The sequence below is a fragment of the Anaeromassilibacillus sp. 1001302B_160321_C8 genome (assembly GCF_015554745.1).
Taxonomy (GTDB): Bacteria; Bacillota; Clostridia; order Oscillospirales; family Acutalibacteraceae; genus Anaeromassilibacillus; species Anaeromassilibacillus stercoravium.
This window is the reverse complement of the sequence record NZ_JADNJD010000006.1, coordinates 1-26566: the sequence shown is the minus strand read 5'-3', so window position 1 is coordinate 26566 and position 26566 is coordinate 1. Positions and strand designations below refer to the sequence as shown.

24 protein-coding genes are annotated in these 26566 nt (G+C 43.1%); 16 read left to right on the top strand and 8 right to left on the bottom strand.

The window, feature by feature from the left end; all coding sequences use genetic code 11:
• The first annotated feature begins 25 nt into the window (after nt 1–25).
• The gene (locus tag I2E77_RS05590; RefSeq protein WP_087233127.1) at nt 26–697 is read left to right on the top strand and encodes a DUF4956 domain-containing protein; all 672 of its coding nucleotides are present in this window, start codon (nt 26–28) and stop codon (nt 695–697) included.
• 10 nt (nt 698–707) lie between these two features.
• Complete coding sequence (locus tag I2E77_RS05585) at nt 708–1961, top strand: CotH kinase family protein (RefSeq protein ID WP_195450786.1); 1254 nt, start codon at nt 708–710, stop codon at nt 1959–1961.
• Here the strand turns inward: I2E77_RS05585 and I2E77_RS05580 are convergent.
• Genes I2E77_RS05580 through I2E77_RS05560 form a run of 5 tightly spaced genes read right to left on the bottom strand, consistent with a single transcriptional unit; the run spans nt 1919 to nt 5571 of the window.
• Nucleotides 1919–2461, bottom strand: coding sequence for a cyclophilin-like fold protein (locus I2E77_RS05580; RefSeq protein ID WP_243252539.1), 543 nt, complete (start codon nt 2459–2461; stop codon nt 1919–1921). The two genes, I2E77_RS05585 and I2E77_RS05580, sit on opposite strands and share 43 nt — an antisense overlap.
• 26 nt (nt 2462–2487) lie before the next feature.
• The gene (locus I2E77_RS05575) at nt 2488–3093 is read right to left on the bottom strand and encodes a LysE family translocator (RefSeq protein ID WP_087233121.1); all 606 of its coding nucleotides are present in this window, start codon (nt 3091–3093) and stop codon (nt 2488–2490) included.
• 55 nt (nt 3094–3148) lie between these two features.
• Nucleotides 3149–3844: a DUF3737 family protein gene (locus I2E77_RS05570; RefSeq protein ID WP_195450785.1), complete on the bottom strand. Its 696-nt coding sequence runs from the start codon at nt 3842–3844 to the stop codon at nt 3149–3151.
• Nucleotides 3805–4416, bottom strand: a complete 612-nt coding sequence (locus I2E77_RS05565; protein ID WP_195450784.1) for a hypothetical protein — start codon at nt 4414–4416, stop codon at nt 3805–3807. The genes I2E77_RS05570 and I2E77_RS05565 overlap by 40 nt, the downstream gene beginning before the upstream one ends.
• 18 nt (nt 4417–4434) lie before the next feature.
• Nucleotides 4435–5571: a linear amide C-N hydrolase gene (locus I2E77_RS05560; RefSeq protein WP_191395501.1), complete on the bottom strand. Its 1137-nt coding sequence runs from the start codon at nt 5569–5571 to the stop codon at nt 4435–4437.
• Nucleotides 5572–5715: 144 nt separating this feature from the next.
• Here I2E77_RS05560 and I2E77_RS05555 point away from each other — a divergent pair, with 144 nt between their 5' ends.
• A complete protein-coding gene (locus I2E77_RS05555; RefSeq protein ID WP_087233099.1) occupies nt 5716–6609 on the top strand; it encodes a LysR family transcriptional regulator in 894 nt (297 codons plus the stop codon).
• A 420-nt stretch (nt 6610–7029) separates the two neighbouring features.
• On the opposite strand, the gene I2E77_RS05550 is transcribed toward I2E77_RS05555, so the two are convergent.
• The 3 genes from I2E77_RS05550 to I2E77_RS14255 all read right to left on the bottom strand — a co-directional run bounded on the left by I2E77_RS05550 (nt 7030) and on the right by I2E77_RS14255 (nt 10082).
• On the bottom strand, nt 7030–7923 hold the full coding sequence (locus I2E77_RS05550) for an SIR2 family NAD-dependent protein deacylase (RefSeq protein WP_195450783.1): 894 nt from the start codon (nt 7921–7923) through the stop codon (nt 7030–7032).
• Entirely contained in the window at nt 7917–8705 is a 789-nt protein-coding gene (locus tag I2E77_RS05545; RefSeq protein WP_191395503.1) for a protein-ADP-ribose hydrolase, read from the bottom strand. Before I2E77_RS05545 ends, I2E77_RS05550 begins: the two co-directional genes overlap by 7 nt.
• Before the next feature lie 540 nt (nt 8706–9245).
• Nucleotides 9246–10082: a GAF domain-containing protein gene (locus I2E77_RS14255; protein ID WP_442858920.1), complete on the bottom strand. Its 837-nt coding sequence runs from the start codon at nt 10080–10082 to the stop codon at nt 9246–9248.
• A gap of 266 nt (nt 10083–10348) precedes the next feature.
• Between I2E77_RS14255 and I2E77_RS05535 the strand changes: the two genes are divergently transcribed.
• From I2E77_RS05535 to I2E77_RS05475, 13 genes are all read left to right on the top strand, one after another.
• A complete protein-coding gene (locus I2E77_RS05535; protein ID WP_195450782.1) occupies nt 10349–10825 on the top strand; it encodes a helix-turn-helix transcriptional regulator in 477 nt (158 codons plus the stop codon).
• Between the two features lie 38 nt (nt 10826–10863).
• A complete protein-coding gene (locus I2E77_RS05530) occupies nt 10864–11784 on the top strand; it encodes a hypothetical protein (RefSeq protein WP_195450781.1) in 921 nt (306 codons plus the stop codon).
• Between the two features lie 15 nt (nt 11785–11799).
• Complete coding sequence (locus I2E77_RS05525) at nt 11800–14469, top strand: ATP-binding protein (protein WP_195450780.1); 2670 nt, start codon at nt 11800–11802, stop codon at nt 14467–14469.
• Nucleotides 14470–14489: 20 nt separating this feature from the next.
• Nucleotides 14490–16238, top strand: coding sequence for a hypothetical protein (locus tag I2E77_RS05520; RefSeq protein WP_195450779.1), 1749 nt, complete (start codon nt 14490–14492; stop codon nt 16236–16238).
• 14 nt (nt 16239–16252) lie between these two features.
• The gene (locus tag I2E77_RS05515; protein WP_195450778.1) at nt 16253–16537 is read left to right on the top strand and encodes a zinc-ribbon domain-containing protein; all 285 of its coding nucleotides are present in this window, start codon (nt 16253–16255) and stop codon (nt 16535–16537) included.
• Between the two features lie 4 nt (nt 16538–16541).
• Complete coding sequence (locus I2E77_RS05510; protein ID WP_195450777.1) at nt 16542–17003, top strand: hypothetical protein; 462 nt, start codon at nt 16542–16544, stop codon at nt 17001–17003.
• A 15-nt stretch (nt 17004–17018) separates the two neighbouring features.
• The gene (locus I2E77_RS05505) at nt 17019–18593 is read left to right on the top strand and encodes an AAA family ATPase (protein ID WP_195450776.1); all 1575 of its coding nucleotides are present in this window, start codon (nt 17019–17021) and stop codon (nt 18591–18593) included.
• A gap of 88 nt (nt 18594–18681) precedes the next feature.
• Nucleotides 18682–22995, top strand: a complete 4314-nt coding sequence (locus I2E77_RS05500) for a hypothetical protein (RefSeq protein ID WP_195450775.1) — start codon at nt 18682–18684, stop codon at nt 22993–22995.
• Nucleotides 22995–23729, top strand: a complete 735-nt coding sequence (locus I2E77_RS05495; RefSeq protein WP_195450774.1) for a hypothetical protein — start codon at nt 22995–22997, stop codon at nt 23727–23729. Before I2E77_RS05500 ends, I2E77_RS05495 begins: the two co-directional genes overlap by 1 nt.
• Before the next feature lie 2 nt (nt 23730–23731).
• Nucleotides 23732–24520 (top strand): hypothetical protein, encoded by a 789-nt coding sequence (locus I2E77_RS05490; RefSeq protein WP_195450773.1) that lies wholly within the window; start codon nt 23732–23734, stop codon nt 24518–24520.
• 17 nt (nt 24521–24537) lie between these two features.
• Entirely contained in the window at nt 24538–25068 is a 531-nt protein-coding gene (locus I2E77_RS05485) for a zinc ribbon domain-containing protein (protein ID WP_195450772.1), read from the top strand.
• 4 nt (nt 25069–25072) lie between these two features.
• Entirely contained in the window at nt 25073–25378 is a 306-nt protein-coding gene (locus I2E77_RS05480) for a ribosomal protein L7/L12 (RefSeq protein WP_195450822.1), read from the top strand.
• Nucleotides 25379–25395: 17 nt separating this feature from the next.
• Complete coding sequence (locus tag I2E77_RS05475) at nt 25396–25890, top strand: hypothetical protein (protein ID WP_195450771.1); 495 nt, start codon at nt 25396–25398, stop codon at nt 25888–25890.
• Nucleotides 25891–26566: the final 676 nt, after the last annotated feature.

The window sequence follows — 26566 nt, the reverse complement described above, 5'->3', positions numbered from 1 at the left end:
TTTTATTTTAAAGGAGGATATTGCAATGACATTTTCCGATATTTTTAAATCCAGTTTTCTTGAAAACGTGACCAGTGTCTCTCTTTTTGATATGGCAATTGCCTTGCTCCTTGCATTTGGGCTTGGCATCTTCATCTTCCTGGTTTATAAGAAGACCTACAACGGCGTCATGTACTCCGCAGGCTTCGGGGTGACTTTGATTGCATTGACCATGATTACCACTTTGGTGATCTTGGCGGTCACGAGCAATGTGGTGCTTTCCCTGGGCATGGTCGGCGCGCTGTCCATCGTCCGCTTCCGCACTGCCATCAAGGAGCCGTTGGACATCGCCTTCCTGTTCTGGGCCATCGCGGTCGGCATCGTATTGGCCGCCGGTATGATTCCCCTGGCCGTGATCGGAAGCGTATGGATCGGCCTGGTGCTACTGATCTTTGTCAACCGTAAGCCGCACACCAATCCATACATTGCTGTTGTAAACTGTTCCGACCATGCAGCCGAACAGCGGGCCGCCGCATATCTCAAAACGCAGACGCAGCGCATGGTTATCAAGGGAAAGACGGCTCAGAAAAACGCCATAGAGGTCAATTTTGAGGTGCGTCTCAAGGACGACAACACCGATTTTATCAATGTCCTTTCTGAAATGGAAGGAGTCCAAAGCGCCGTGCTGGTCAGTTACAACGGAGACTATATGGGATAGGGGTGAAACTATGACAAAGCATCCATATACCGATGTGGTGTGCTGGGTCCTCGTTGCGCTCACGTTGCTGGCGGCCGTTGTCTTTGTAAATGCGGATCAATTGGGAATCACGATCAGCCGGACAGAGATGCCCTATGTGGAGAAGCTGTTCGACACCAATATGGTGCATAGCATCGATATTGTCGTAGACGAGGATGACTGGCAAAACCTTCTGGACAATGCCCAGGAAAAGGAATACATCACATGCAGCATTGTAATCGATGGAACCGCGCTCAATAATGTCGGGATTCGCACCAAGGGAAATTCCTCTCTCAGCCAGGTCACTACGGACCGGTATAGCTTTAAGGTCGAATTTGACCACTACGACGACGCCCAAAACTACTATGGCCTGGACAAACTCTGCCTAAACAACCTCATCCAGGACAACACCTACCTAAAAGACTATATCTGTTATGATATGTTCCGCTCCATAGGCGTCGCCGCGCCGCTGTGCAGCTACACAACGCTGACCGTAAACGGGACATACTTCGGCTTCTATATGGCCGTCGAAGGGATTGAAGAGGCCTTTGCGGAACGCAATTTCGGCTCCGATTATGGCCTGCTTTACAAGCCCGACAGCATGAACGGGCAGGGTGGCGGTATGAGCAATTCCGACGATACCAAGCTTCTTTATCTGGGTGACGACTATGACAGCTATTCCCATATTTTTGACAATGCTACTTTTTCCATCACCGATGCCGATAAGGACCGGCTCATCGCCTCCATAAAACAACTAAACGAAGGAGCAAATCTGGAGGAAGTCCTGGACATCGACGCCGTGATCCGATACTTTGTCGTCCACAATTTTGTGCTCAATGGGGATAGCTACACCGGGAATATGATCCACAACTACTATCTCTACGAGGATGACAGCGTCCTCTCCATGATCCCTTGGGACTACAATTTGGCGTTTGGAGGATTCTCTTCCGGTGGCGGCGCAACCTCCCTGGTCAACTATCCCATCGACGACCCGCTTCTGAGCGGACAGATGGAGGACCGCCCCATGCTTTCCTGGATTTTTGCAGAGGATACGTATCTTGAGCGCTACCATCAGTTATTCGACGAATTTATCACCACTTATTTTGAAAGCGGCGCCTTTGAGGAGATGTATACAAACACATTGGCCCTGATCTCCCCCTATGTAGAGGCGGACACCACCTCTTTTACAACCTATGAAACCTATCAGAAGGCTTCCGAAGCTCTCAAGGAAAACAACACTATTTGATTTCCCTGATACAGCACAATGTCCCCAGCTTGCGTAGTAGTCTGCTGATTGCTGGTAGGGAGGCTCGTTCCTAGCGGCCCCACTTTTTCAAAACCCGAATAGTCGCTCATTGCGATGGTAACAGGCCCCTGCTCCATCATTTCTATCAGAGCATCAACTGCTGTATTTTCCTCCAAAGTGGCGGTAAAGGTGCTCTCCCCGATCTGTACATACATCTGCATGCCGCTGTTTTCCTCCTCGTTGGTTTCATTTCCTACTGCTTCGGATTCCTGCGCTAAACTGGAAGGAGAAGCCCTGTCCAACTCGGGCCCGGCAGATTCTTGCTCCGATCCGGATACTCCCAGCACCGCAGACACTGCGGTTTCCGAGGATGTTTCCACTGGAGTGGAAGGGAGGTCTTCCAGACCGCTTGCTGCTTGTTCATTATTCCCACAACCTGCAAGCAACAGTGCCAAGGAAAAAACGGTAATAAACAGTAAGGATATCGCTTTCCTCATCATATTCACCACTCTCTTATACAGAAAATTTATAGAAATAGCTTAATAAAAACACTGATTCCAAAGGCACAAAGGATACCTCCAAAAATACGGTTCATCGTATGCAGTTGGAATTTGGCTGCTCTTCTTTTGACAAATTGTGTGAAAGTTGAAAGAGCTCCCCACCAAAAATAGGTCCCTAGGAACACACCCGCCACCAGTAGGATGCCGTTTATCCAGCCAGCTATTTCCGAAATTCCGAAGTAAGAAAACGCAAATAGAAAAGTCAAAATAGCCGCCGGATTGGTAATACCAATCGCGAAGGAAGTGAGGAACAATTTGCCCCCTTCCAAAGGTTCCTCCTGGGGGAGTTCTTTCTGTGGACAGAGCATCGTTTTTAGCCCCATGGCCAAGATCAGCACTCCGCCCAAAGCGGTAATAATCCCCTGGAAACGGAGCAGAAAGTCTGAGATAAGAGTCAGCCCAAAGGCCCCAATACAGGCATAGGCACAATCTGCCACAGAGGAACCGAAGCCTGTCAAAAGGCCGGCTTTCACTCCTGAGCTCCAGGTCCTTTGGACGGTTAGGGCGCCAACTGCTCCAAATGGAAGTCCAAATAAAAGGCCAATCAAAATTCCCCGCAGCAAATATTCCATACCATACCTCCTCTATGCAGAAAAGGGAGACTATGAGGCCTCCCTTTCCTTTCCATTACGCACAGGCACAGATGCCGCCAGCCCCCGGCTTTTGCACCTGAACTGTCCCTTTTGCTTCTTCAAGATCCCGGATAATTTCGCCTACCTCTGGCACAGTGATATGACCGGACAAAGGATTTTTTATGCTGAGAACTGGCGTTGTAATCGTAGCTTCCACCTCGCTGCGTTCAAAGGCCAGATCACAGCCGATCATTTCGCAATGAATGAGCTTCAATCCTTTGCAATAACACAGAGGCTGTGTACCGATGATTTTGCAATTTTCAAAGGTAACATTCTCGCAATACCAAGCCAAATACTCTCCTTTCACAATACTGTTGCGGACGGTGACATTTTTTGCATGCCAGAAAGCGTCCTTGGTATCGAAGATGCAATTTTCAAAAATAGAATTTTCGATATATTGGAAGGAGTATTTGCCCTTCATTCGTACATTTGTAAAGTGTAGGCCTGTAGAACGCATCATAAAATATTCGCTCTCGGCGGTGCAGTCTTTCATTTCCATATTGTGGACGGACCAGCCAAATTCCGGGGAATTTACATCGCATCCTGTCATTATTACATCGGCGCACTCCCGCAGGGCTTTGATGCCATGAAGTTTGGTGTTCCCAATGGAAATATGGTCGGAATACCACAGCGCTGCCCTGCAATGTTCCGTCATCTCTGAATCCCGGATCGTAAGGTTATCCAGATACATCTGTTTTGCCCCACGCCGTCAATGCCATCCCCTACCGCCATAGCCCCTCCATAACGTCCATCTGTGGCAGCTATGTAAATAATCCGGGGCCTTCCCGCCAACAATTTTAGGATCTGTAGGATGGTCATATTCCACAAGGCGCCTCGGATAATACCAAGCAACATCGTATGCCAAGCAGCTTCATCATAAATAAAATATCCGGGTTTTCCTGTACTGCCCGAAGAATGAACTACATGGTATTTCCCTAAATAGGGGCGGCGGTCCGCCGTGTTTTCTGCATCAAATTTCCGCAGTTGCTCTTGGTTCAGCCCCGGTATCGTGATGAGCTCCTCAAAATGCTCCATCAAAATGGTTTTGTCTATAGTGGGGAACGCGGATAGGGGCAGCCTGTCCAGCTGTTTTTCTGTGATGCCTGCCTCTTCAAAGGTGTGCCGGTAAAAAGCGGAACGTTCCCAAACAAAATGGAGCAATGCCCGGAGTTTTTGATTTTGCAGCTCCCTCATTTGTGTTTCTGACAAACGGGTATTTTTCATAAAGGCAAACAAATCCCTCAGTGTTTTCAGATAGTCCATATTCATTGCTCCTTTTTATCAAGCTTCCAACCGGAACGTGTAGTTTTGGCTGTAGTTTTCCCGATGATAATACCGGGCTTCCCCGTCAGACAAGTTCATGACGATGCTCCATTCGGTGGATTCAAATTCACCGAAATTATCCTTGCTCACGCTGTCTAAGGCATCCCGAACGTCTTCCATCCCCATCCGAGGGGTTTCTTCCAACTGATCCAGCAGGATATCATACCTTTCATGGGATTGTTGGGTTCCAATGCCTTGTTTCTCCCCTTCCGCTAGATAAAAATTTGTCAGCACCGGCGTCTCTGTAACGGCCATTTCTTGATTCACATACTCTACCGCCACGCTTCGGCCCGCAGAATCTGCTATCGCGAAATGGATCATCATCCCCATAGAACCATGCAGGTCATATTGCTCTAGTAGTTCCAATGCTTCATCCACACTCCCGGCATGGTCTAATAACAAGCGGATCGCCGTTGTGGTGGTAATGTCCGGCTTGTCCGTATCCTGCTCAATGGTGGAACGATCTTGAATCATATTCACCGAAACTGCCAAGCCAGCTTCATTCATCCCGTCCAGCGGAGCATACAAGGCGGCAAGTGTTTTGACCGCATCCATATTTAGGGCCATACCTACCATGCCACCTCCTACATTTTGGGTGATAAAATCCATGTTCACGGTAGAAAGGGATGCATACCCATTTTCAGGATGGGATTCCACAACCATAGCTGCACAGTTTTCCCAATCAAAATTGCGGCCAAACAAGGCGTTGCCTTCTGGGCTTTGCACGGCAATGGTACTGCATCCAAAAAGCCCTCCTAGCAAGTCCCCCAAATTCAAATCAGAAAGCAGGTTGCTGGCAAGATATTCTATTACTTCTCCATCGGAAGAAGCTCCGCCTTGGGCAAGGAAGCCATCAAAACCATAATCCCCATCGTATCGGACAGTCGAAAAGCCATCCTCCAACTCAACAATCTCCGAAGTAGGAGAGACCAGATTTAATTCTTCTGTATCCGATATGATTTGTGCTGTGCTGCTGTTTTCCGAATCTTTCATGGGATCTTCTGACCTCCCTGAACATCCTGTCAAAAGGATTGCTATGCTGAGGAAGAAGGAAACGCAGAAAATCCAGCTTTTTGGGGTATAACTGCTATTCATCTGAAATGCCTCCTTTTCAAATTCATTTCTACAACTCAAGTATACGGAGCTTTTAATTATATATCAAATATTTATTCTTTATTATTTTTCATAATTAATTTTTATATTATTTAACGTTATACTTTTGTATAGGAGGCGATTTACATGGAATTTCGTTTATTGGAATACTTTTTAGCTGTAGCAAGGGAACAGAATATTACCGCAGCAGCAGAATCCCTGCACATCTCACAACCAGCTTTATCCACTCAGCTCAAAGCGATGGAGATGGAATTGGGAAAGCAATTGCTTATCCGCGGCGTAAAGGGTTCCCGGAAAGTCGTATTGACGGAAGAAGGAATGATCCTTCGCAAACGGGCCGAAGAAATGCTTTCACTGATGCGGCGTACAGAAGAAGAAATCATCCGCTCTGGTGAAACCATTGTGGGGGATGTATATATTGGCACAGGTGAAACAGATGTCATGCGCCTGCTCGCCCAAGCTGCAAAAAAGCTACAAGAAACGCACCCGGATATTCATTATCACATTACCAGCGGCAATGCAGAACATGTGCTCGAATATCTGGATAAGGGGCTGATTGACTTTGGGCTATTGTTCAGCCAAGTTGATTCACAGAAATATGAGGCCATTCCGGTCCCTGTAAAGGATACATGGGGCGTACTGATGCGCAAGGATTCTCCTTTGGCACAAAAAGAAAGCATTTCCCCAGAGGATTTGTGGGACAAGCCTTTGATTACTTCCCATCAAAAAGGCGATGATACCTATTTAGGCGGTTGGCTAAAACGGGAGGCCTCCAAATTGAACATTGTAGCCACCTATAACCTGGTATTCAACGCTTCCCTTTTGGTCGATGAAGGATTAGGATATGCTATCTGCTACGACAAGCTTATCAATACGCATGGCAGCAATCTTTGCTTCCGGCCATTTTCTCCCCGGTTAGAAGCGCATGGTTTTATTGTCTGGAAAAAATATCAGGTGTTCTCCAAAGCGGCAGGAACATTTTTGCAGTGCCTTCGGGAGATGTTGGAAACAGACCAATAAATATTCTATATCCCCTGCGGTAAACAAAACGCCATATAGTTCTATAGGCCGCTTATTTCCTGCATGCGCCTTTCCCTACCCAGCAGTATGTGAATCGATTGGCCTTTGTTGCGATGCCCCTATAAAAACAGGCATGAAAAAGCCGCTTACTCTATACAAAGAATAAGCGGCAACTCCAAAGAGCGTTATATATATTTTATACTTTTCTAACGGGAATATATGGCCCCTCACAAAAATTCATCCATACCCCCAGCACTCCCGTTTTCCTGCGTATAGATCCGCGTTGGCTATTGAAGTTCCGGACGGCAACGCCTCCCTCGGTGGGATTGGGGTATCTTAAATCCCCATTTTCTCATGGGAGATTTCCCCTATGCTTTCATGATATGCAGAATGGACCCATTCCTGCAAATGTACAAATTTCTAGCCAATCAGTACTTGTGCTGCATCCATATCAAGGCAAATGCTACGGTTAGCAATTTCTCTTGGCGCATAAGACTGCCCCTTGTTGATACAGATGTAGTTTGCTTTCGGATTTTGATAAACCTGCCGCCAAAAATTGTACTTGATTATGCCCGGCGTATTCATGCCCACTCCCAGCTCCAAATAGAGAACAGGCGTATTCTTATGACGCCGGACAAAATCATCATAACGGCCTGCTGCAGTATACCATCCCTCATCTTGGACAAAGGTATGATCTGCCCGCAGGTTCATCGCCATCGGTGCGCCGCATTTGGGGCAATGGGGAACCAGCTCGGTAGGGACCGCCATCTTTGACACGGTGCCGGTGGGCAGTTCCATCCCTTGTCCTGTCACCTGAAAACCTTGGGCCTCCACCATTTGACGAATAATATCTCCGTTGTCATATGTCTTGTTGTGGCACGGCTTGGAGCACTGCCACAAGCCATAATCCCCCTGTGTATAAAATAAGCGGTGCTTGTCAAATCCGGCTTTTTGAAAGCAGTGATCCACGTTGGTGGTAAGGACAAAATAGTCTTTGTCCTTCACCAGCTCCAACAGGTTTTTGTATACCGGCTTGGGTGGATCGCAGTAGCGGTTCAAAAAAACAAACCGGCTCCAGTAGGCCCAATGTTCCTCCAGTGTGGGAAACGGATAAAATCCCCCGGAATACATATCGTGAAACCCATATTTTTCATCAAAGTCGGCAAAATAACGGCGGAACGGCTCTCCGCCATAAGCAAAGCCGGCAGCGGTTGAAAGGCCAGCTCCAGCACCAATTAAAACCGTATCCGTCTGATCTAATACTTCTTGAAACTCAATAACCTTTTGCTCGGCTTTTCTTTCCGTTTTTAGCATCTGGATACCCCCAGGAAATTTTGGTAAATGTGAAGGTCTATATCCTTGAAAACATTAAAGATAACCCGAATATTTTCCTTCCGTGTATTCAAAAAGGATGTCACAGTTTGAATTGCTATTTCCGCAGCCTTTTCATTGGGAAAATGAAATTCCCCAGTGGAAATACAACAAAAGGCGATGCTCTGGCAGTTGTTCTTCACAGCCAGTTCTAAGCAGGAGCGGTAGCAGGACGCAAGGGCTTCGCAATCCTGCTTTCGAACCGCGCCACCGATAACTGGCCCCACGGTATGCAGGATATATTTGCTGGGCAAATTGAAAGCCGGCGTGATCTTTGCTTGTCCCGCAGGTTCCTCGTGGCCCTGTTTGCTCATCATGTCATAGCAAAAGAGCCGTAATTGGATACCGCTTCTGGAATGCACAATGTTATCAATGCAGGTGTGGAGAGGGCGGAAACAGCCAAGTAACGCACTATTTGCAGCATTTACAATTGCATCCACCTTTAGCGTTGTAATATCCCCCTGCCACAAAACCATACGGGGATCTCCAGGGATAGAAGGCAACTCTTCGCTTTCAATGATCCCCCGCATGTCCCGCTCTGTTTGCAAGTATTTATCTTGTATTTTAAAAAAATCCTGACTAAGGGGCTTTGGCATACGCACATTCATCAAACTACGTAGCAAATCTTTCTGCTCTTTCTCGTCCACAGGGATAGATATATTTTTATATCTTTCTTCTGCCAATAACTCTTGAATCAGATAGACCCTCTGTTCTTCATGTGTCATTGTTGCGCACTTCCTTCTAACAACATGATGTTCTATAATTTCCAAATAACTCCGATGCTTCGCATAAAACCAAATACCCCAGTATATTTTGCTGGGAAAAAGCCTTTGCCTACCAGAACGCATAAACTGCCTGTGGAATGGGGGCCATAAGGGGGCTTTGGGAAAAGCAAGCACAAAGTGTATTAGGCCCTTACCATGCTTTGAAGCATGGCGAGTCAGCCATTTGCCATAATCCGAACAGAAACCACTGTATCTCAGGCTGTTCTTGCCGTTGCAGATCGCATTACATTACAGGGTGTAACACTTCCCAAAAATCCCCCTGGATGGACTTCCCCCAGCGAGCTCCAGGATCTTTTTTCGAAGGCTTTCTTCAAGTAAGTATCCTGCACCTTTAAAACTTCCGCGTTGGCATATTTTCCGTGCAGATATGAAAAACGGGAAAAACAATCGCTGTTTATTCCTCCTTATGGGAATCCTTTGTTCCGAATCCATCCCCTACTCTTAAGGCAAGGAACTTCATGACATACAGCTTTGTTCGGGCTACGCCATTTCATCTCCGGATAATCGCCTTTTGCGGACAACTCGACAAGCAATTTCCGCAATGCAGGCAGTGCTCTTGCCAAATCGCAGCAGGGATAACCGCAAAATCAATACAGCGTTGTGGGCAAACTGCTTCGCAAATGCGACAGCCGGTACAGGCCTTTGTAATAAAGTAGGCTTGGGTCCGAAAGGCACAGCCATAATGGAATGTGCTTCAAGTCGCTTATAGACTTGGTATTCTTTGGGAGAGGTTTTTGCAATATCCTCAACATCAGAAAAGATGATGGGCTTTTGCTTCTTGATTGCTTCAATGATGCTGGGCATCACCATAAGGTTTTCAAACTCCTGCATCCTCTCCAATTTCTTCACGGCAGGGTCGATGTTGTGCCACCAACCTGTAGCCCAAATGTTGAGTTCCAGGTCGATTTCGATAACGCCTGCCCAATCTGCATCGTAAAATGCACACGCTGTTACGAGTGCTTTCTTTGCGATTTCCGCAGGGTCGTCGTTGGTGTGTAACCCCGACTCTAATTCGCTGATGCTTCTAATGTGGGTGTTTACTAGATGTACATACCGAGCATGGGTAGATTCTTTTGTGTTTAGTTGGGATGTATGAAGCCAGGAATCCAATAGCTCATTATAAGTTAATGAACTTCGAGGAGAAGCACATATTTTTGTATTACTACGTTCACTGACAAGTTTCTGTTTCACTTCACTGTAAGTTTTTCCATAAACATAAGCATACTTGGCTTTGTTTTCTACACTGTAGGAACGAATGTATCTTCCTTCCCATCTGCCGTCCTTCCTCTTATAAATGTTTTCACCTTTTCTAGGCACGATTATGACCTCCTTTCTTATATGATGTTGACGAATATTTTGACGGCGAATAGAGATTTTAACATTGCAAGGAGCTATGTTTTTATGTAAAATCCACTATCAAAAAGGCAATTTTGCGAATGCTTTTTCGACTTTTTTCTCACATCTATTGACAACTTCGGCAACATCATGTATAATTTTACATGATAACTATCGTGAGATGTTGAACTTAAAGTTATATACTTTACGAAAGTTTATTTTTTAATGCTACAGAGAGGAGCTATTAGATGGATATTGAATCAAAATGGTTGCTGACTGATGAAGAAAAAGATAGCTTTATAGCCACGCTAACCCCAAACCTTACCGTATTAAGGACTAAGGCTGAAATATCGCAAGAAGAACTTGCAAACTTGATTGGTGTGTCAAGGCAAACCTACAGCGCCATCGAGAGAAAAGTCAGAAGGATGGCGTGGAGCACATATCTGTCGTTGGTTCTTTTCTATGACCACAATCAAAAAACGCATAAGATGATTCGGCAATTATCTATTTTCCCGCAGAAATTAGTGATTAGATTTAATGACGGCGTGGACTATTCCGATTTTGAAATCAGTTCCTTCTTAGGTAACAAATCGGAAGAATTGTTAGAACGTCTTGATGACCAAGCTAAAGGAGCAATTAGGGCTGTGGTAATGATGGAGTATGCACGGTGTGCTTCGGTCTCAAATGATGAAGTTATAAAATCATTAGCTAATCAGCGCAGCTAAAATTAAAGCCGAAAATCTCAGAGCAAGGAGGATTGAGAATGTCACATAAATGTCGAGTTTGCGGCGTTAATGAAGTGGATAATCAAGGAGATATATGTGAACTTTGTGCGATTGGGCAAGACCCTTATGCACAAAACACCGCTACTAATCCAACGTACACACCTACTCCGCAACATAAACATAGTATTCTGAACAATAGTAATAGCAGCCAAAATAGTAGTTCATACGCTCCGAAAAAGGGGGCTAACAGAAAGGTTCTCTTGAATGGTGGTACTTCTCTCGCCAATCAAGACCCGTATGGAAATGATATGACTCCAACGGATTCACAGCCACAAGTTCAAGTTTATTCGGCTGGACAAGCACCACAGGTTGCACAGCAAAATACAACTGTAGTAAACTCGCAACCCGTCCAACGTGTTTCCGGAAGTCAACCTCTTACAAGCGGTATAACCAAAAATATTATGGTGGACAACCAAAAGCGTTCCATTCTGGCAAAGTGGTTCCGAGCATTGTTTACGGGAATACCCTTTACCCTTGATGATGATGTTACAATGTTCCAAGTTTTTCCAGACTTCACCGGCACGTCTCTCAATGCTCTCGGTAATGCCTGCGACCAAGTTATTGTTTATGGCAAATTAAACAACGGAGCTGTGAGCGAAAATAATGACGTTGAAGTATATGGACGTAGAGATTCCAACAATAACATTATTGCCAAAGTAATCAAAAATAAAGCAAGCGGAACCACAATTACTCCTACGAGGAGTATGGGGCAAGGCGCTGTTTGGTTTATTACAGCGATTGTTCTCGCCTTGATATTTATGATGGTATCCGGACTCGGATTAGAGGGCATTATTTGGGCTGTTGTGATTATTCTTTGTCTCACGAACTTGCCCAAAGCATTAAAGATATTTGGTGTTATTATTGGCGCAATATTTTCACTGATAAAACGGCTTTTTTAACAAGGAGGGTGGCAAATGGCAAATTATAACGGATATACTTCTGCCGAAAAAAACCACGCTCTCTGCAGAAAAGACCTTGATTTTATTCCTAATGGAAACTTCATATCTAACGGATATGAAGAAAGTCAAAATATGCAGTTTTTCAAAGTGAATGGTTTGACTCGATTTTGGGAAACAGAACAAGACTTTTCAGTAAGCACATTGGTTGGTGATATTCTCAATAGTAGCGTTCGACACGGAGTGCCATTTGCGTATGCAATTATCGGAAATGAGAACGGAATTGACATATACATCGGAACAATGAAAGTATTGCGAGACGGCTTACGTTCTTCGTATGAATCTGTTTTTCCAGGCATTGATATAGAATATGTCTCTGAAAATCCGTTGAGAACAAGCCCACGAGAATATGGTGGAATGTTCGCAGGTATCCCAACCGATAAGCTTGGTGCTGAAAAAAAGAGTTTTCAGATTGAAAACATTTGCCGGGGTATGCAAGGCAAAAACTTTACCTATGTAATACTTGCATCTGGTATCAGTAATATCGCTGTTACACTCGGACACGAAAAAATCCTTGAGGAGATGGAAAGTGTTTTTACACTCATTAACCAAACCATTTCCGGCGGAGCACAAGGCAATTTATCTGCACAAAAACAAGATTTCCACAGCAAAAATTATTTTGAAAATCTTGAAGTTCTTGAGCAGATGCTAAAGGTCGGAACAGCACGAGGAATGTGGCGTGTAAATGGTTACTTTGCATCTGATAACGCAATGGATGCAAAGCGACTTGGAAATATCATTAAGGCGAGTTATTCGGGTGAGGAATCAAAACCCGAACCATTCAGAGTGATTGATTACAACTCGATTAAAGATGTAATTTCCAATACATATATGATGGCTGATTTGATTGAAAATCCAGACCTTCATCCTTTGGGAAGATGGCAACGAGCAGGAATAGCTCAACCTATCACTTTGTTTATCTATAAATATCAAACGGTACTCAATAGTGACCAATTAGCAACAATGTGTCAGTTGCCGACAAAAGAGTTCCCTGGGTATTACATCGACCAATATGTTGAGTTCGATGTTTCCAATAGAACAAAAAAACAGTTAAAAAAACCTATCCCCATCGGTGATATTTGTGTTGCCGGAAGAAAGGATAACTCTACTGCAAATAATATTTATTCGATGGAGAAAGACGATTTCACTCGTCACGCTTTGATTATTGGAATAACCGGTGGTGGTAAAACAAATACCTCAAAGTCGATTTTGAACACATTGTGGAACGCCAATGACAGGCAAGAAAAAGTTCCGTTTATGGTTATAGAGTCGGCTAAACGTGAGTATTGGGAACTCCGAAATCTAAAGGGTTTTGAGGAGTTGCTTGTGTTTACTTTAGGTGCTGAGGCAGCTCAGACATCAGTACGGTATCGAATCAATCCGTTTGAAACCAACCCAAAGATTTCGCTTCAAACCCACATAGACTACTTGCTTTCCACTTTTAAGGCTGCGTTCGATTTGTACCCTCCAATGCCTTATATCCTTGAAAAAGCTGTCTATGAAATCTATAGCGACCGAGGATGGGATATTGTAGAAAACATAAATCGTTTCGGACTAACTGAGTATCCAACGCTATCCGACCTCTATAACAAGATTGATGTCATCGTTGACAATATGGGGTATCACCAAGAAGTTCAATCAAATGTAAAGGCTGCGCTACAGGCACGAGTTTACTCTTTGATGATTGGTGGAAAAGGTGCGATGCTTAACACACCCAAGTCTGTTCCTATTGAGGAATTACTTTCACGTCCGGTAGTCATGGAACTGGAGGACTTGGGAGACGATGAAACAAAATCTTTTGTTATCGGTATTTTGCTTGTTCAGCTCTATGAATACCGAAAATCTCAAATGACGAAAGGTAGTAAACATCTCTCTCATATTCTCATGGTCGAAGAAGCTCACCGATTGCTGAAAAATGTTTCTGAATCTGGCGAGGGTGGCAACACACGAGCTAAATCTGTTGAGTTCTTCTGCAATCTGCTTGCCGAAATCCGAACTTTCGGACAAGGTATTTTGATTGCAGACCAGATACCTACGAAACTGGCTCCAGATACGATAAAAAATACGAACTTGAAAATCGTACATCGCACTGTTGCTCTTGAAGACAGAGAGACTATAGGCAGAGCTATGAACATGAGTCCGGAACAAATTGAATATTTAAGCTCTTTAAGACGTGGCTATGCAGCAGTTTATGCTGAGGGAGATAACAGACCTAAATGTGTAAAACTGCCACTCGTAAAATCATATTACGAAAAGAACCGTAGCGAGGTCATAACTGAGGTAAAGAAAAAGGTTTATGACATCGCAAGTGGTTACGATGAGATTATATGCCACCATGCAGGCTGTTCGTATTGCGAGCATCGCTGTAAGTATTACAAAAAGATTTCCGAATACATCAATGCCAATGTTGCAACCAACAAGGTTTTAGAGAAATGGGCAGTAAAGAAATTCGCTCCAAAATCGTTCGATACTTTCCTAAACTCTGAATTGATGAAGAAAGCAAACGTACAAAGTGATTTTGAGCGACTTTGTGTGTTGGGTTATATCCTTGCTCAAAAAGAAGATTTAAATGATGGTCAAAGACAGAAATACCTGTCTGACTATCTTAGATATAAAAAATCCAACTAAAAAACGGAGGTAAAGAGATTATGGCAGATTACGCAATTAGTTCAGCAAACCTAAGTGCTATTGAGAATGGCTTAAGAGCTATCAACAACAATCTTGGTACGTTGAACAACAACATTGAAGTAGTCGACCGCAACGTTGACACAGTGAACAACAACGTTAAAGTTGTCTACGACGAAATTGGTGCATTGGCACGTGATTTTCACGACTTTGTGCAGCTCCAGGTTAGAGCAAACGCTCTGTCCAAGGCACAGCAGAGAGTCATTCAAATTAGACAGGAGATAGAGAAGCGGTTCGGTCATTATGACATTGTCAGAAGAACTACCACCGGTATTCTCCAGGCGGATGACATTGGTATTGTCAAGAAAGACACCATCAGCAACGCTACGGAAGAACTGATGATTTCCACTCCTGGTTACTGGCTTGCACCTTGCTTGGTAGCACTTGCAGCTTGGATTAACGACCAGCCTGAATTGGCTGAACGTGCCCTTAAAGAAGGCATCAAAAGGAATGATGAAAAGACATCTTTGTTCTTCGCTCTGATTTGCCGTCGTGCGGATCGCAAGAGTGCTGCTCTTAAATGGACACAGCGTTATCTTGCGAACCAGGATGAAGAAAACCTTGACAGAAAAACTGTCATTATTCTTGATGCCTTTGCAAGTGGTCTGTTGGGTGCCGACTCCGAAGGTGTTGTTTCCAAGCAGATGGGTGAATGGCTCGAACATCTTGCAGACAAGCCTGGTTTTGTGGAACAACAGACAAAACAGTGGTCTGATGCCATCAATCTCAAGAGAAAGCCTCTCGAATCTGACGGATATACATATCTTCGCAAATACAGTAAAACATGGCCTGTTCTTCAAGATATTATGGAAGGAGCGATGCTTCACGCAGAAATTCTCGGATATTTCGCTGCTATTTTTGAGCAGGAAGCTTCTACTGATTCTCTAAAAGCTCAACTTGATGAAATCTTGAACAGCCTTGTTACTGAGTTCGATGATGAAGAAATTCCTCTTAAAAAAGAGGAAAAGTACAATCAGTTCATCATTGATTTCGATGGCGATGAAGACCGTGCTCGTCAGAATATGGCTGTTGAACAAACTGCTTTTGAGGAACACAAGGATTTCACTCAGTTGCTTACTGATGCGGCTATGAAACCCGAAAGCTCCCATGCAAGTGTTTCTACCCAGAAGTTTGCTATTGCACTTTCCAAAGAGTGGGTAAGCAATGCGTACAACGATGTTGTTGCTCAGAATCGTATGAAGATTCCGAACGAAATCGAAATCAATGTGGATACCTTCAACGACAAGACTACCGATGGTCAAAATGAGGCTGAACTTATCGGCAAATTCAACGCATTGGTTGATCAGGAAAAAGCCAATGCTCTTGCCCAAGTTGTTCTCTCCGGCTTTGAAAAGTTCTGCCTTTGGGGTGGTGCTGCTATTGGCGGTATCGGTTTGATTATGCTAATCGCAGGCAGTGGTTTCCTTGGTTTGATTGCGATTATCGCAGGTATCGGCATGGTTATCAATCACTTCTCTAAGAAGAAAAAAATTGAGCAGAACCGGCAGAACATCGAAACTCAGTTTGAGGAAAAACGCAAAAATGGTTCTCAGATTATCAGAGCTACTCTCGCCGAAGTTGTTGATTTTAGAGCTGAGTTCGCTGAAAAGGATGCTGAAAGCCAGAAGGTTATTGACTTCCTCGACCAGATCACTCCCGAGCAGTATGTAAAGAAGCTTTCTGATTCAAGCCGTAGAATTAAGGTTCAGTAAAGGAGGAAAAGAAAATGGATGCTAAAAGTAAAGCTAATTTTATAAACTCTGTAGCTTCCGGAGCTAATGTTCCTTGCCCTAAATGCGGAGCAATCAACAAGTCTGATAGCAAATTCTGCATTTCTTGCGGTGCGGAAATCACTGTCCCCCAGGAAGCACAAAACAGCGCTCCTGCATTTGCACCTGCACAGGAAGCTCCTGCTAAGGCAGTAAAATATGTGGAACCTAACAACGTATTCGCACAGGGATTGCCTAACTGGAGTATTGAGCCTCCGCAGGTAATGGTAAGGAGGCGCTAATTCGATGTTGACAACGGCTATTGCACCTCCGAAGACATATTCCGATTGGGTTGCTGTTTTGGATATGCTGAAAGCCAAGTCTGATGACGAAGCTGTTTTGTCTGCCATGCAGAAAGGCACTATTGAATGGCAATCCGGTGTTGCCGAACGGTTTGCAAAAAAGCTGATTGATGCTATCAACTATCGAATGAATGCTGCTTCAGATAAGTTCCAAAAGGAAATGACACGTTCCAATGGGCAAGAGAGAGCCATTGTACAGGCTCTCCTTGCCCTCCGCAAGGAGATGTGCTTCTTGTCGAAGGCAATCAATCTTCCCGCAATCCCGGAGAAGGACCGTCAGCAGTATCACCAGTTGGTAATTAGTCAAGCGAACAGTATGCAGACTTCTCTTGAGGATTCTGCGAAGAAAGACCGTAGCGGTAAACTCGCAAGTATTGTGAGAAATAATAAAGTAAACGCATTTTGAAAGGAGAGCTGATGTATGAGTGATGTTGCAAAGAGCAAAGAACTCTTGAAAAGATACTCTATCGCTCGCATCCCTTTCATAGCAATAAACACAATCGAAAGAGCAAGAACATTGGATATTTTGAAAGAGATTTCCGAGGAACTGACTCTACCTTTCTATGTGCATACGCTATCAAAGGGTATTTATGATTTGAGCACGGAAAAGTCAATTAACGATGACAAATCCGTGTATGGGGCTATCGACTTTATGAGTGAGCAGATGAAACGCAAGCAGTATATGACGCTCATTCTGACCGAAGTTCCCGATATTAGTAGCGACAATAGTGATGCAAGACAGATTTTGGACTTGGTTACATTGGCAAATGAGTCCGGTGGCGTAGTAATAGTTTTGACAAACAACGCCGTTTGGAATCAACTACAAAGATTAGGTATGGTTATCAAAGTTGACCTGCCAAACGAAGATGAAATGTATTCCATCATCAAAGAATACATAGACGATTATCGGTCTGAAATCCCCATTGAATGGGATAATACCGATATTCGTGAAGCTGCCTCTACTTTGGCGGGCGTGACTCGCATCGAAGCCGAAAACGTAATTGCCGCTTTGATAGCAAATAAAAGCATCAAAAAATCCGATATGGATGAAATCAGATATGCAAAAGATAGACTATTTTCTGACATCTCCGGTTTGGAAAAAATTGATGTGGATGAAAGCGTAAAAGATGTTGGTGGATTAGCTGGTCTCAGAAAGTGGTTAAACGAAAAGAAAGAGCTTCTCACGCCCGAAAAGCGTGATGAACTACGAGCAAAAGGTTTGCAGCCGCCGAGAGGAATCTTGCTTGTTGGTGTTCCTGGATGTGGTAAGTCCCTTTCTGCAAAGTCGATTTCCGCTAACTGGAAGCTACCGTTATATCGCTTGGATTTTGCTACGGTTCAAGGCAGTTATGTTGGTCAGTCTGAGCAACAGTTAAAGGATGCTTTGACTACAGCAGAAAATGTTTCACCCTGTATTCTTTGGATTGACGAGATTGAAAAAGGCTTGTCCGGTGCAAGTGGTTCTAACGATGGCGGAGTATCTACTCGTATGGTAGGACAGTTCTTGTTCTGGCTCCAGGAGTGCAAAAAGCAGGTGTTTGTTGTAGCAACCGCAAATGATGTTTCTATGCTCCCCTCTGAGCTTTTGCGTAGAGGTAGATTTGACGAGTTGTTTTTCGTCGATTTGCCGACGTCTGATGAGCGTAGAGACATTCTTTCGCTGTATATGCGTAAATACTTGAAACTTGATTTTATCGGTCCGTTTGCAGATAAAATCGTAGAACTTACTGACGGATTTACAGGTGCCGACCTTGAATCTACCGTGAGAGATTTGGCGTATCGTTCTATTGCTAATAGTAATTTCGTGCTTAATGAAGAAAATATGATTACAGCATTTAACAATGTTGTGCCTCTTTCTCAGACAAGCCCGGAAAAAATCGAAGCAATCCGTGATTGGGGTAAAGAGCGAGCTGTTCCTGCTTCCGGTAAGCCCATTGGCGGCGAGGAACTCTCTCAAAAGAAATCCGGTCCCAAGACACGCAAAGTGTTGGTGTGATAATTCTACGCAGACACGGATGTGGCTTGATTTGTGCAAACCATACCGTGTCTGCGTTATGCGTTATTTTATATATGGAGGATAGAATATGAGCTTCAATTTAGAAAGCGGCAAAAATAGAGAAATCAACGAAACTCCACCCGAAGTAAAAGTTGATAGTGAACAGTTATCTGAAACTGAAGAAACTGCCGAAAATTTTGATGATTGCTCTCTGAATGAAGTTCAAGATAGCAAAGGAAACGAAGTCAACGCAGAGTCTCTGGAAGAAGCCGAAGAAAACTATGATGACTGTGAAGCCAAGATGGAGGAAATGGAAGAAGAAAATCCGGAATTGGCTGATGAAGATGATGACTTTAATGATTGTGGCAAAGAGACTGATGGTCAATATGTAGCAGAAGTAACATATACAACCGATGGCGAAATTAGCCAAGAAGAAGCAAGTGCAGAATTGCAAGAAGCTTATAACGAATGTGATGACCCAGAAGATATGCAACAGCTCAAAGAAAATGCAAACGAGAATGAGCATATTGAGGTACATAACGCAGAGGTCGTGGAACGCCCGGAAAATGGTGACATTGACGGCGAAGTTAGCGAAGAAGAATACGAGCAGGCTCAAGAGGAATTAGAAGAAGCTCAAGAAACACTTGAAGCCCAACAGGATGCTGCTCAAGAATACCAGGAAGATTTGGAGAACCAAATCAATAAACAAGAAGATAAAGCTCCCGAAGGAGCTGAAGATATAAACAACGAGACTTCGGAGAATACTGAGGAAACCGAGGACTCCGACGAAGTTGAAGAAACTACTGAAGAAACCGAGGACTCCGACGAGGTTGAAGAAACCACCGAGGAAATCGAGGACTCCGACGAGGTTGAAGAAACCACCGAGGAAACCGAGGACTCTGACGAGGTTGAAGAAACCACCGAGGAAGCCGAGGACTCCGACGAGGTTGAAGAAACCACCGAGGAAGCCGAGGACTCCGATGAGATTGAAGAAACCACCGAGGAAGCCGAGGACTCTGACGAGGTTGAAGAAACCACCGAGGAAGCCGATAGCGAAGAAGTTGATGAAACTGCAGACCCATCGGACGAAAGCTCCGAAGATGCGGATGAAAACGGCACTTCCTCAGAAGCAGAGGAAACATCTGATGGTGTAGAGGATGTTGAAGCCGATGATGTGGAGCAGATGGATGACGACACAGATATTGAGGCTTCTAATATCAACGAGGAAAATGTCGAAGAAGATATTTCTGAAAAAATAGAAGAAGAAACTGATACAGAACTCAGCGATGAAACCAAAGAAAAAATACAGGATGACATCTCCGAGTCCATCGACAATGAAGCGGAAGATGGTAAGATTTCTGCTGAGGAAACGAAAGAAATCATTGATGACAATGTAGAAGAAAATGTCGATAATATTGAGGAGCAAAAAGCGGCTGTTGACGAAAAGATTGACAACCGTGCCGATGAAATCGTTGAAAACGAGGAATTAACCGACGAGGAAGCAAAAGAGCAAATCTCTGATGAAATCACGGAGTCGTCGAATGAAAATCTTTCGGATGAAGAAGTCGAAGCGATAGCCGAAGAAAAAGCTGATGATATTGATGAGGCTGTTGAGGAAAAGAAAGACGAAAAAGAATCTGTGGAGGCTGTCGAGAAAACCGCCGAAGAATTGGAGAACGACCAGGCTGAACAAAGCTCCGAAAAAGAGGCAAAGTCTTTACAAGAACGAATTGATGGTGCCTTTGACAAGGACGAAGTATCTGCTGATGAGATTAACGATTTAAGAGAAGAAAACGCTACTGAGCTTCAATCTAAAATCGAAGAAAAGGAAGCCACAGACGCTGAACTTAAAAGCAAGTTTGAAGAAGTTCTCTCTAAGGAAAAAGGAAGCGAAGAATACAAACAAGCTCTCCAAGAGTACAATGCTCTCCAAGACCAAAAGGCAGATTTGAGTGAACAGATTTCAGCAATGGAAAAACAACAAGACCGTTTGGATAAAAAGAGTCTTGAGCTTCGTGAAGCCCAAATTCAGAAAGGTGCTGAAGCTGTGGCAGCATCTGCTGCTACCCTTGCCGGTGTTGATGTACTTCAAGAGAGATACGACCAAACTTACTATGATAGGAAACCCGATAAAGCAGAACTTGCAAGTATAAGAGAAGAAAGTTGTTCTACTATTAAGGAGCTTACAGACGAGAAAGATTCCATCAGACGAGCTATGGATGCCAAGATGGATGAGATTGCAGAATATGTAACTTCCAATAATATGGACAGGTATGATACTGCTCACGACCTGCGTTATCAGCAGCTTTCTGCAGAATATAATGCAATGAAAGAAAGCTATGACAGAATTGGCTATTCTATTGTAAAATTAGATGAGAATAATAAGGCGATTTCTGAACACCTTGGCGATGAATACGTTTCTATGGTTGAGTTGCCCCCTGCTTCAAGAATATCGGAAGTGAATACCGGTACAGACATTCCTGGAGAGACAAATTACTTTGTTGATGAGGCAAAAGCTTCTGAGGTACTGTCTCCTTTCAGACAAGAAAAGTGGGAACAGCTATCTGTTCAAGAGAAAAAGCAAGCTATCGAAAAACTGGCTGACTATAATGCAGAAATCCTCGGCGTTGAAGATAAACCTCAGATAGTGTTCTTCAATAAACCACCGAAAGATGGAATGGTTGAACGTGGCTACTATGACCAAAACAATAATTCTATTTTTATAAACGAATATTGTCTGAATGATTCCGCAAATATTGCTGATACGGTTTCTCACGAATATCGTCATAAATATCAACATCAGCGAGCAGATAAGTTGGAAAACGAACGAGATTTGGCATTTAGAGAAAACTTTGATAATTATCTTTCGCCTGGAAACGACTATGCCAGTTATATGGCGTATCGTAACCAGCTTGTTGAGGTTGATGCACGAGCATATGGACAAGTAATAAGAGATAAAATTGGCTCCAGTGAAGGCTCGAATGAAACTATCGCTTTATCTGAGCATTATGAAAGCGTAAGTGCAGATTTTAGTGAAAACAATCCGAAAAAAGGAGCAGTTTTTGATAAGGTTGCTATTAACGAAATACCGAGAGAAATTGATAATAGAGATAGTGAGGTAAAAAACTTTAAGGAATTACGAAATTCTAAGGAAGTTTTTGAGACACAAGAAATAGCTGAAATTAAGGAACAGGTTGCTCCCGCCTATGAGAACGGAGTTGAGGTAGCTAAAAAAATCGAAGATGGAGGTTTTGACACATATAAGGAACACAATGATTTAGAAAGCGGTCATATTGAGAAGGTCAGAGAGAAATCTATTGAAGCAGCAGATATATTGTCAGAGCACTTCACCGAAAATAATTACAATGGGCTGTACTCTTCCAATATAGATTACAAAACCGTAGAGATGATGGCTATATATCACGATACCGGAATGGATGCAAATATTGATACAGAGAAATTCAACGGTGAATTATCTGCGAAACAGATACGTGATGCCCATTCCTTGCAATCAGCTATTCACGCATTGAGAGATAGAGATTTTATCGAATCTAAATCGGTAAACGCCGATGAAGTGGCTCTTGGGTGTTTGCTTCACAGCAAATCTAATTCCGGGGTTTCAAATCTTTCAAGTGCTGAGCAATGGGAAACTGCCATTTCAAGATTGAAACAAGGTGTCGATGACTTTAATAAAGCTAATCCGTCGGAACGAATCACATTCGATACTTCTTTCATTATGAATGAGGATGGTTCACTCAAGCCGGAGATGTTAGCACAATTACGTTCTGAAAGCCTCGCTTTACGAATCGGTGATGCTAATGGACACGACTCTAAATCAGATGTTTCGCAAAGTGGTAAAGACATTAAGTTTGATTTGAGAAATTGTGAGGTACAAAACTGCGAATACTCGGCAGAAACAATAAAAAAGATTGAGGAAGCCGACAGAAGCGGGCTGTTATCCGAAGTAGAACATTCAGATGTTTATGTTGGTGATAAGCTACTCACAAACAAAGATGACGAATCGGGAATATCAAGAGCATTTTCTCTTGGTGAGGGAAACTTTAAGGAATTATCTTTTGCGGTTGTTGAAGGGAAACCCAGCGAAATCGTTCAATTAGAAAATTGTGATGCTTATCCCCTGTCTACACAATTTTGCATTGAAGAACGAATCCGAGAAATTAACACGGCAAAGATTGACGATGACTATGTGCCAGAAAGACTTCCTGGTATGAGTGATGAGGATTACAAGAAATTAAGAACCGATTGTGCTAACCAAACAGCCAAAATCGACTCGCAAATTATTATTGACTTACCAAATGCGTCCGACACTACGTTAAAGTCATATAAGAACTTTGCAGCAAAAATGGCGCAAAAATATAATATTGAAGTGAAGGTGAGATAATGAAAATAGTAAAGACAACACAAAAAGTATATGATTCCTTTGTAGAGCAATACGAATTAAACGATATGCTACTTGCCCGTTCTGATTTTATGCCAGGGTCACTCATTGTTTATTTGCTATCTTCTGCTCGAAATGTAAAACTTCTTAGTTTTTATTTTTCTGAGGAAACGGAAATTGGTGGTCAACGACAAGTTATCACAGGTGAAGGTTCTGATTTTTTCAAACAATTTCAAACTATAGAATCTTTTATGCGCAATATGACTTCCGCAAATATTAGCGAGTGGGAACTAAAATTTCTTTATCAAAATCAAGAAATCGTTGCGACGGGACGAATTTGGTCTACTATTGTGGGCATATCATACTCTGCAACAAGTAAATCAAATCTCATACCTCTGCTCTATTCCGTTGAGGAAAAGTCGTATGAGTACCATACTTTCGATAAACAGATTGTAAGATGCGTAATGGAAAGGTTTGAACCAAAAGTAAAAGCTGCAATAAAGGCTTTGCTGAAACTATCAAAATATACTGATATTTACTCTGAATTTACAGATGTAATTAAATGCGGGAAATGGATGAGCAAACACACAGCAATTTCTGTAGAGGGCTTCACCGCCGAGCAATTAAATTCAAGTTACCCCTTATCGTTACTCGGAGCATATAACTATCTTATTTTTCTTCGAGAATCACCCAGTGAGGCACTTGAAGCTTTGCGAAAAGGACTGCCGAGGTATTAACTATGTACTCAGTATTGTCCACCCTGTTTGTAATCGGAGTATTCCTGGTAGTTGCAGGGTTTCTCGGTAGAGTTGGAACGGACGGTATATCAGATGTAAGTGAGAATGTCGCCGCAGCAATTGGTTTACTTGTTACTTATGCTTTCTTGATTTTGAGTTTAGGTTCTTTTTCAGAACTTGCTACTTTCTTTGAAGGTATTTGCGGCGGCATCCCATTTCTGAATGAAATAGCTGACTACGGTTCTTTGCAGAAAGTTCTTTCAGAAAGCCCTTTGTCTGCTGCAGTAGCATTTTTGGATACCGTTATTCTTTCTGCCACAATAGAAATAATAATGCTCCTTCCCTTAACACAAGGAAGTGCGACTGGAAAGTTTATGGTTAATCTTTTTACCGGAATTGTCGTAGCGATTGCTTCACTTTTGCTACTGAACTATGTCATAAAAGATTCCTCTGTGTATCAATGGATAGTTTCAGTGATTGGTAGTGCTATTGCTTTGCTTTCGGTAGGAAGCATACCAATGCTGATAGTTTCTTTACTTAAGAAAAACAGTTCTGCAGGCATCGGACTTATTGGAACACTTTTGCTTTTCTCGCAAAGCAAGGTAGTTGGAATATTGAGAGCTGCTTTCTTAAAAGCAATCGTCTATGTTTGTGGTATCTGGATGCTTGAAAAACACTTCGGCTCCATCGCAAACGGATTGTCGCAGTTGTCTGCAATATTGATTGCGTTCGGTCCTGTAGTGGTAATGATTATCGGCATTGTGTTTATTTTGAAAAGTGTAAAATCCTAAAGAATGGAGGGATTGTTGTGATAAAAAAGATGGAACGCTTTGTTTCCTCTCTGACAGACCAAGAAATAGAATGTCAACTAAAAGACATTTTTGACTGGGCAAGGGTCTATAAAGAATTGCTTGAAACTGAGCAAACGTATCGTCGTAGAAATGGTAATTCCCAAATTGAGAGTCATTCATCAAATATATTTGATGACACAGATATGTTTGATGATACAGATGATGCTTGCGAAATTAGTCAAGACGTTGACGAAGATATAGTTACTGTAGATTACGAGCTTGCACAGATGATTCAACAAAAGGTTGCTACCTTCTCTGCTGAAAAAACACGGGAGCAGCTCGAAAAATTAAAGCAGATTCCAACATATTCTTTGAGTCCAGAAGATGTCGCTCAGTTACAGTATGAAATAGAAACCTGTGAATTACACTTGTTTGAACTCACGGGTGAAACAGACGGAAGTGAATGTATTTGTCCCTCCTGTGGTGCTGAATTAGAGACAAACGCCAAGTTCTGCGGAAAGTGCGGTAAGGCGATTAAGGGAGGTTGATAGAATGTTTTGCCATAAGTGCGGAACTCAAAACGAAGACATTGCTCGTTTTTGCAGAGCTTGTGGAACGCAGCTGAAAAATGATTCTATTGCAAGTAGCCTTTATAAAAAAGTTATTTTGATGGACTGCGGAAGAAACAAACTGAACGTAATTAAAGAAATCAGAATGTTGACAGGTGCAGGTTTAGCAGAGGCAAAGACTATGTCTGAACGTACTCCTTCAACATTGAAAGACAATGTTACCGAAGATGAAGCACAACAGATTAAGCGAACCTTTGAGAGTATTGGTGCTATTATAGAAATTAGATAAACAGGAGGAATAATTAAATGCCGAAACCAATGTTAAGACAACCCCAAACGCAGCAACAGACGAATACTATTTTGAGTGCGACTCAAACACAGCAGCAAACACAACAGACTCAGCAAATGGATAAAATGAAGTTGGACAGACTGCTTCGCAAAACACGTTCAAAAGAATATATGCAGGCAATGCACAAGCTTGATGCCGGTGGTCACGTTCATAATCAGCATAAAGTAAATGAAATCGTAGATACCATAAGAAATGAGTTTCCCGAAGTTGAAATTACAGGAATTATGCTTGGTATCGTTTCTGTCTGCTATTTGGGTAAGCCCTACGAGGTTCACACTCTGGATATAACTGGTCAGATAATTGAACATTATAAGGGTGGGCAAATGCTTCCTGGCGGACTTGAAAAAGCTCGTTCTATTGCTATGCGTGGTGGTTACGACTTTATTGAAGTGTATGTAGATTGTTGCCGAGCTATCAGCTCTAATGGTTCTGTTTCTGTAATATCTTGTTAATGTGCAATGGAGCATAGTAATCTATTCATAAGCGTAGATGATTTTTTTCAAAAGGTTCGTAGCGTAACTCGATTATCCATAGCCGACGAGAAGGACCTCGCTTTGAAAATGAAAGATGGCGATGCGGAAGCTCGTCAAGCTATATTGAATAGTTATCTTCCTGTGGTTGCATCGTATATCAGACGTTCTCCGAAAGAGCTTCAAACATTGGAAACGATATATAGCTGTGTTCGCAGTTTAGAGAAAGGTGTAGATGGCTTCAATTTCCTGCAGGATAGTGAGACATTTACTCATCATCTGAGTTGGCGTTTAAGGCAATGTATTACGAGATGTCTTGTAGATAGACGATAGTGGGAAACATACTTGGCAAGCAGGGCACGGCGGTACCCACTCGTGCAAAATTTATAAGCTCCTGCCGAAGCAGGAGCCTATAAATCGCTTGTCTGGGAAACATCCCCGAACCCCTTTAACACAGATTTCATCTGTGGCTACGCATCGTTCCGACGCTAATTGAGCACGGTTATTCACGACCGTGCTCTTTCTCTTTGCGTGGATCTCGCTCAGCGAGGTCACGCAATTCATCATAGTTCGCCGTATGAGGTAGTGTCAAGTATTTTTCGCAAAATGGTTTGCAGGCCCTGGCATGAGAGAAGTCAGCCAGCAATGGAGGCATCCT

Excerpts from the sequence above, each read along its gene's own strand:
- I2E77_RS05590 (WP_087233127.1), top strand. The coding sequence starts at position 26 with ATGACATTTTCCGATATTTTTAAATCCAGTTTTCTTGAAAACGTGACC.
- I2E77_RS05585 (WP_195450786.1), top strand. The coding sequence starts at position 708 with ATGACAAAGCATCCATATACCGATGTGGTGTGCTGGGTCCTCGTTGCG.
- I2E77_RS05580 (WP_243252539.1), bottom strand. The coding sequence starts at position 2,461 with ATGATGAGGAAAGCGATATCCTTACTGTTTATTACCGTTTTTTCCTTG.
- I2E77_RS05575 (WP_087233121.1), bottom strand. The coding sequence starts at position 3,093 with ATGGAATATTTGCTGCGGGGAATTTTGATTGGCCTTTTATTTGGACTT.
- I2E77_RS05570 (WP_195450785.1), bottom strand. The coding sequence starts at position 3,844 with ATGTATCTGGATAACCTTACGATCCGGGATTCAGAGATGACGGAACAT.
- I2E77_RS05565 (WP_195450784.1), bottom strand. The coding sequence starts at position 4,416 with ATGGACTATCTGAAAACACTGAGGGATTTGTTTGCCTTTATGAAAAAT.
- I2E77_RS05560 (WP_191395501.1), bottom strand. The coding sequence starts at position 5,571 with ATGAATAGCAGTTATACCCCAAAAAGCTGGATTTTCTGCGTTTCCTTC.
- I2E77_RS05555 (WP_087233099.1), top strand. The coding sequence starts at position 5,716 with ATGGAATTTCGTTTATTGGAATACTTTTTAGCTGTAGCAAGGGAACAG.
- I2E77_RS05550 (WP_195450783.1), bottom strand. The coding sequence starts at position 7,923 with ATGCTAAAAACGGAAAGAAAAGCCGAGCAAAAGGTTATTGAGTTTCAA.
- I2E77_RS05545 (WP_191395503.1), bottom strand. The coding sequence starts at position 8,705 with ATGACACATGAAGAACAGAGGGTCTATCTGATTCAAGAGTTATTGGCA.
- I2E77_RS05535 (WP_195450782.1), top strand. The coding sequence starts at position 10,349 with ATGGATATTGAATCAAAATGGTTGCTGACTGATGAAGAAAAAGATAGC.
- I2E77_RS05530 (WP_195450781.1), top strand. The coding sequence starts at position 10,864 with ATGTCACATAAATGTCGAGTTTGCGGCGTTAATGAAGTGGATAATCAA.
- I2E77_RS05525 (WP_195450780.1), top strand. The coding sequence starts at position 11,800 with ATGGCAAATTATAACGGATATACTTCTGCCGAAAAAAACCACGCTCTC.
- I2E77_RS05520 (WP_195450779.1), top strand. The coding sequence starts at position 14,490 with ATGGCAGATTACGCAATTAGTTCAGCAAACCTAAGTGCTATTGAGAAT.
- I2E77_RS05515 (WP_195450778.1), top strand. The coding sequence starts at position 16,253 with ATGGATGCTAAAAGTAAAGCTAATTTTATAAACTCTGTAGCTTCCGGA.
- I2E77_RS05510 (WP_195450777.1), top strand. The coding sequence starts at position 16,542 with ATGTTGACAACGGCTATTGCACCTCCGAAGACATATTCCGATTGGGTT.
- I2E77_RS05505 (WP_195450776.1), top strand. The coding sequence starts at position 17,019 with ATGAGTGATGTTGCAAAGAGCAAAGAACTCTTGAAAAGATACTCTATC.
- I2E77_RS05500 (WP_195450775.1), top strand. The coding sequence starts at position 18,682 with ATGAGCTTCAATTTAGAAAGCGGCAAAAATAGAGAAATCAACGAAACT.
- I2E77_RS05495 (WP_195450774.1), top strand. The coding sequence starts at position 22,995 with ATGAAAATAGTAAAGACAACACAAAAAGTATATGATTCCTTTGTAGAG.
- I2E77_RS05490 (WP_195450773.1), top strand. The coding sequence starts at position 23,732 with ATGTACTCAGTATTGTCCACCCTGTTTGTAATCGGAGTATTCCTGGTA.
- I2E77_RS05480 (WP_195450822.1), top strand. The coding sequence starts at position 25,073 with ATGTTTTGCCATAAGTGCGGAACTCAAAACGAAGACATTGCTCGTTTT.
- I2E77_RS05475 (WP_195450771.1), top strand. The coding sequence starts at position 25,396 with ATGCCGAAACCAATGTTAAGACAACCCCAAACGCAGCAACAGACGAAT.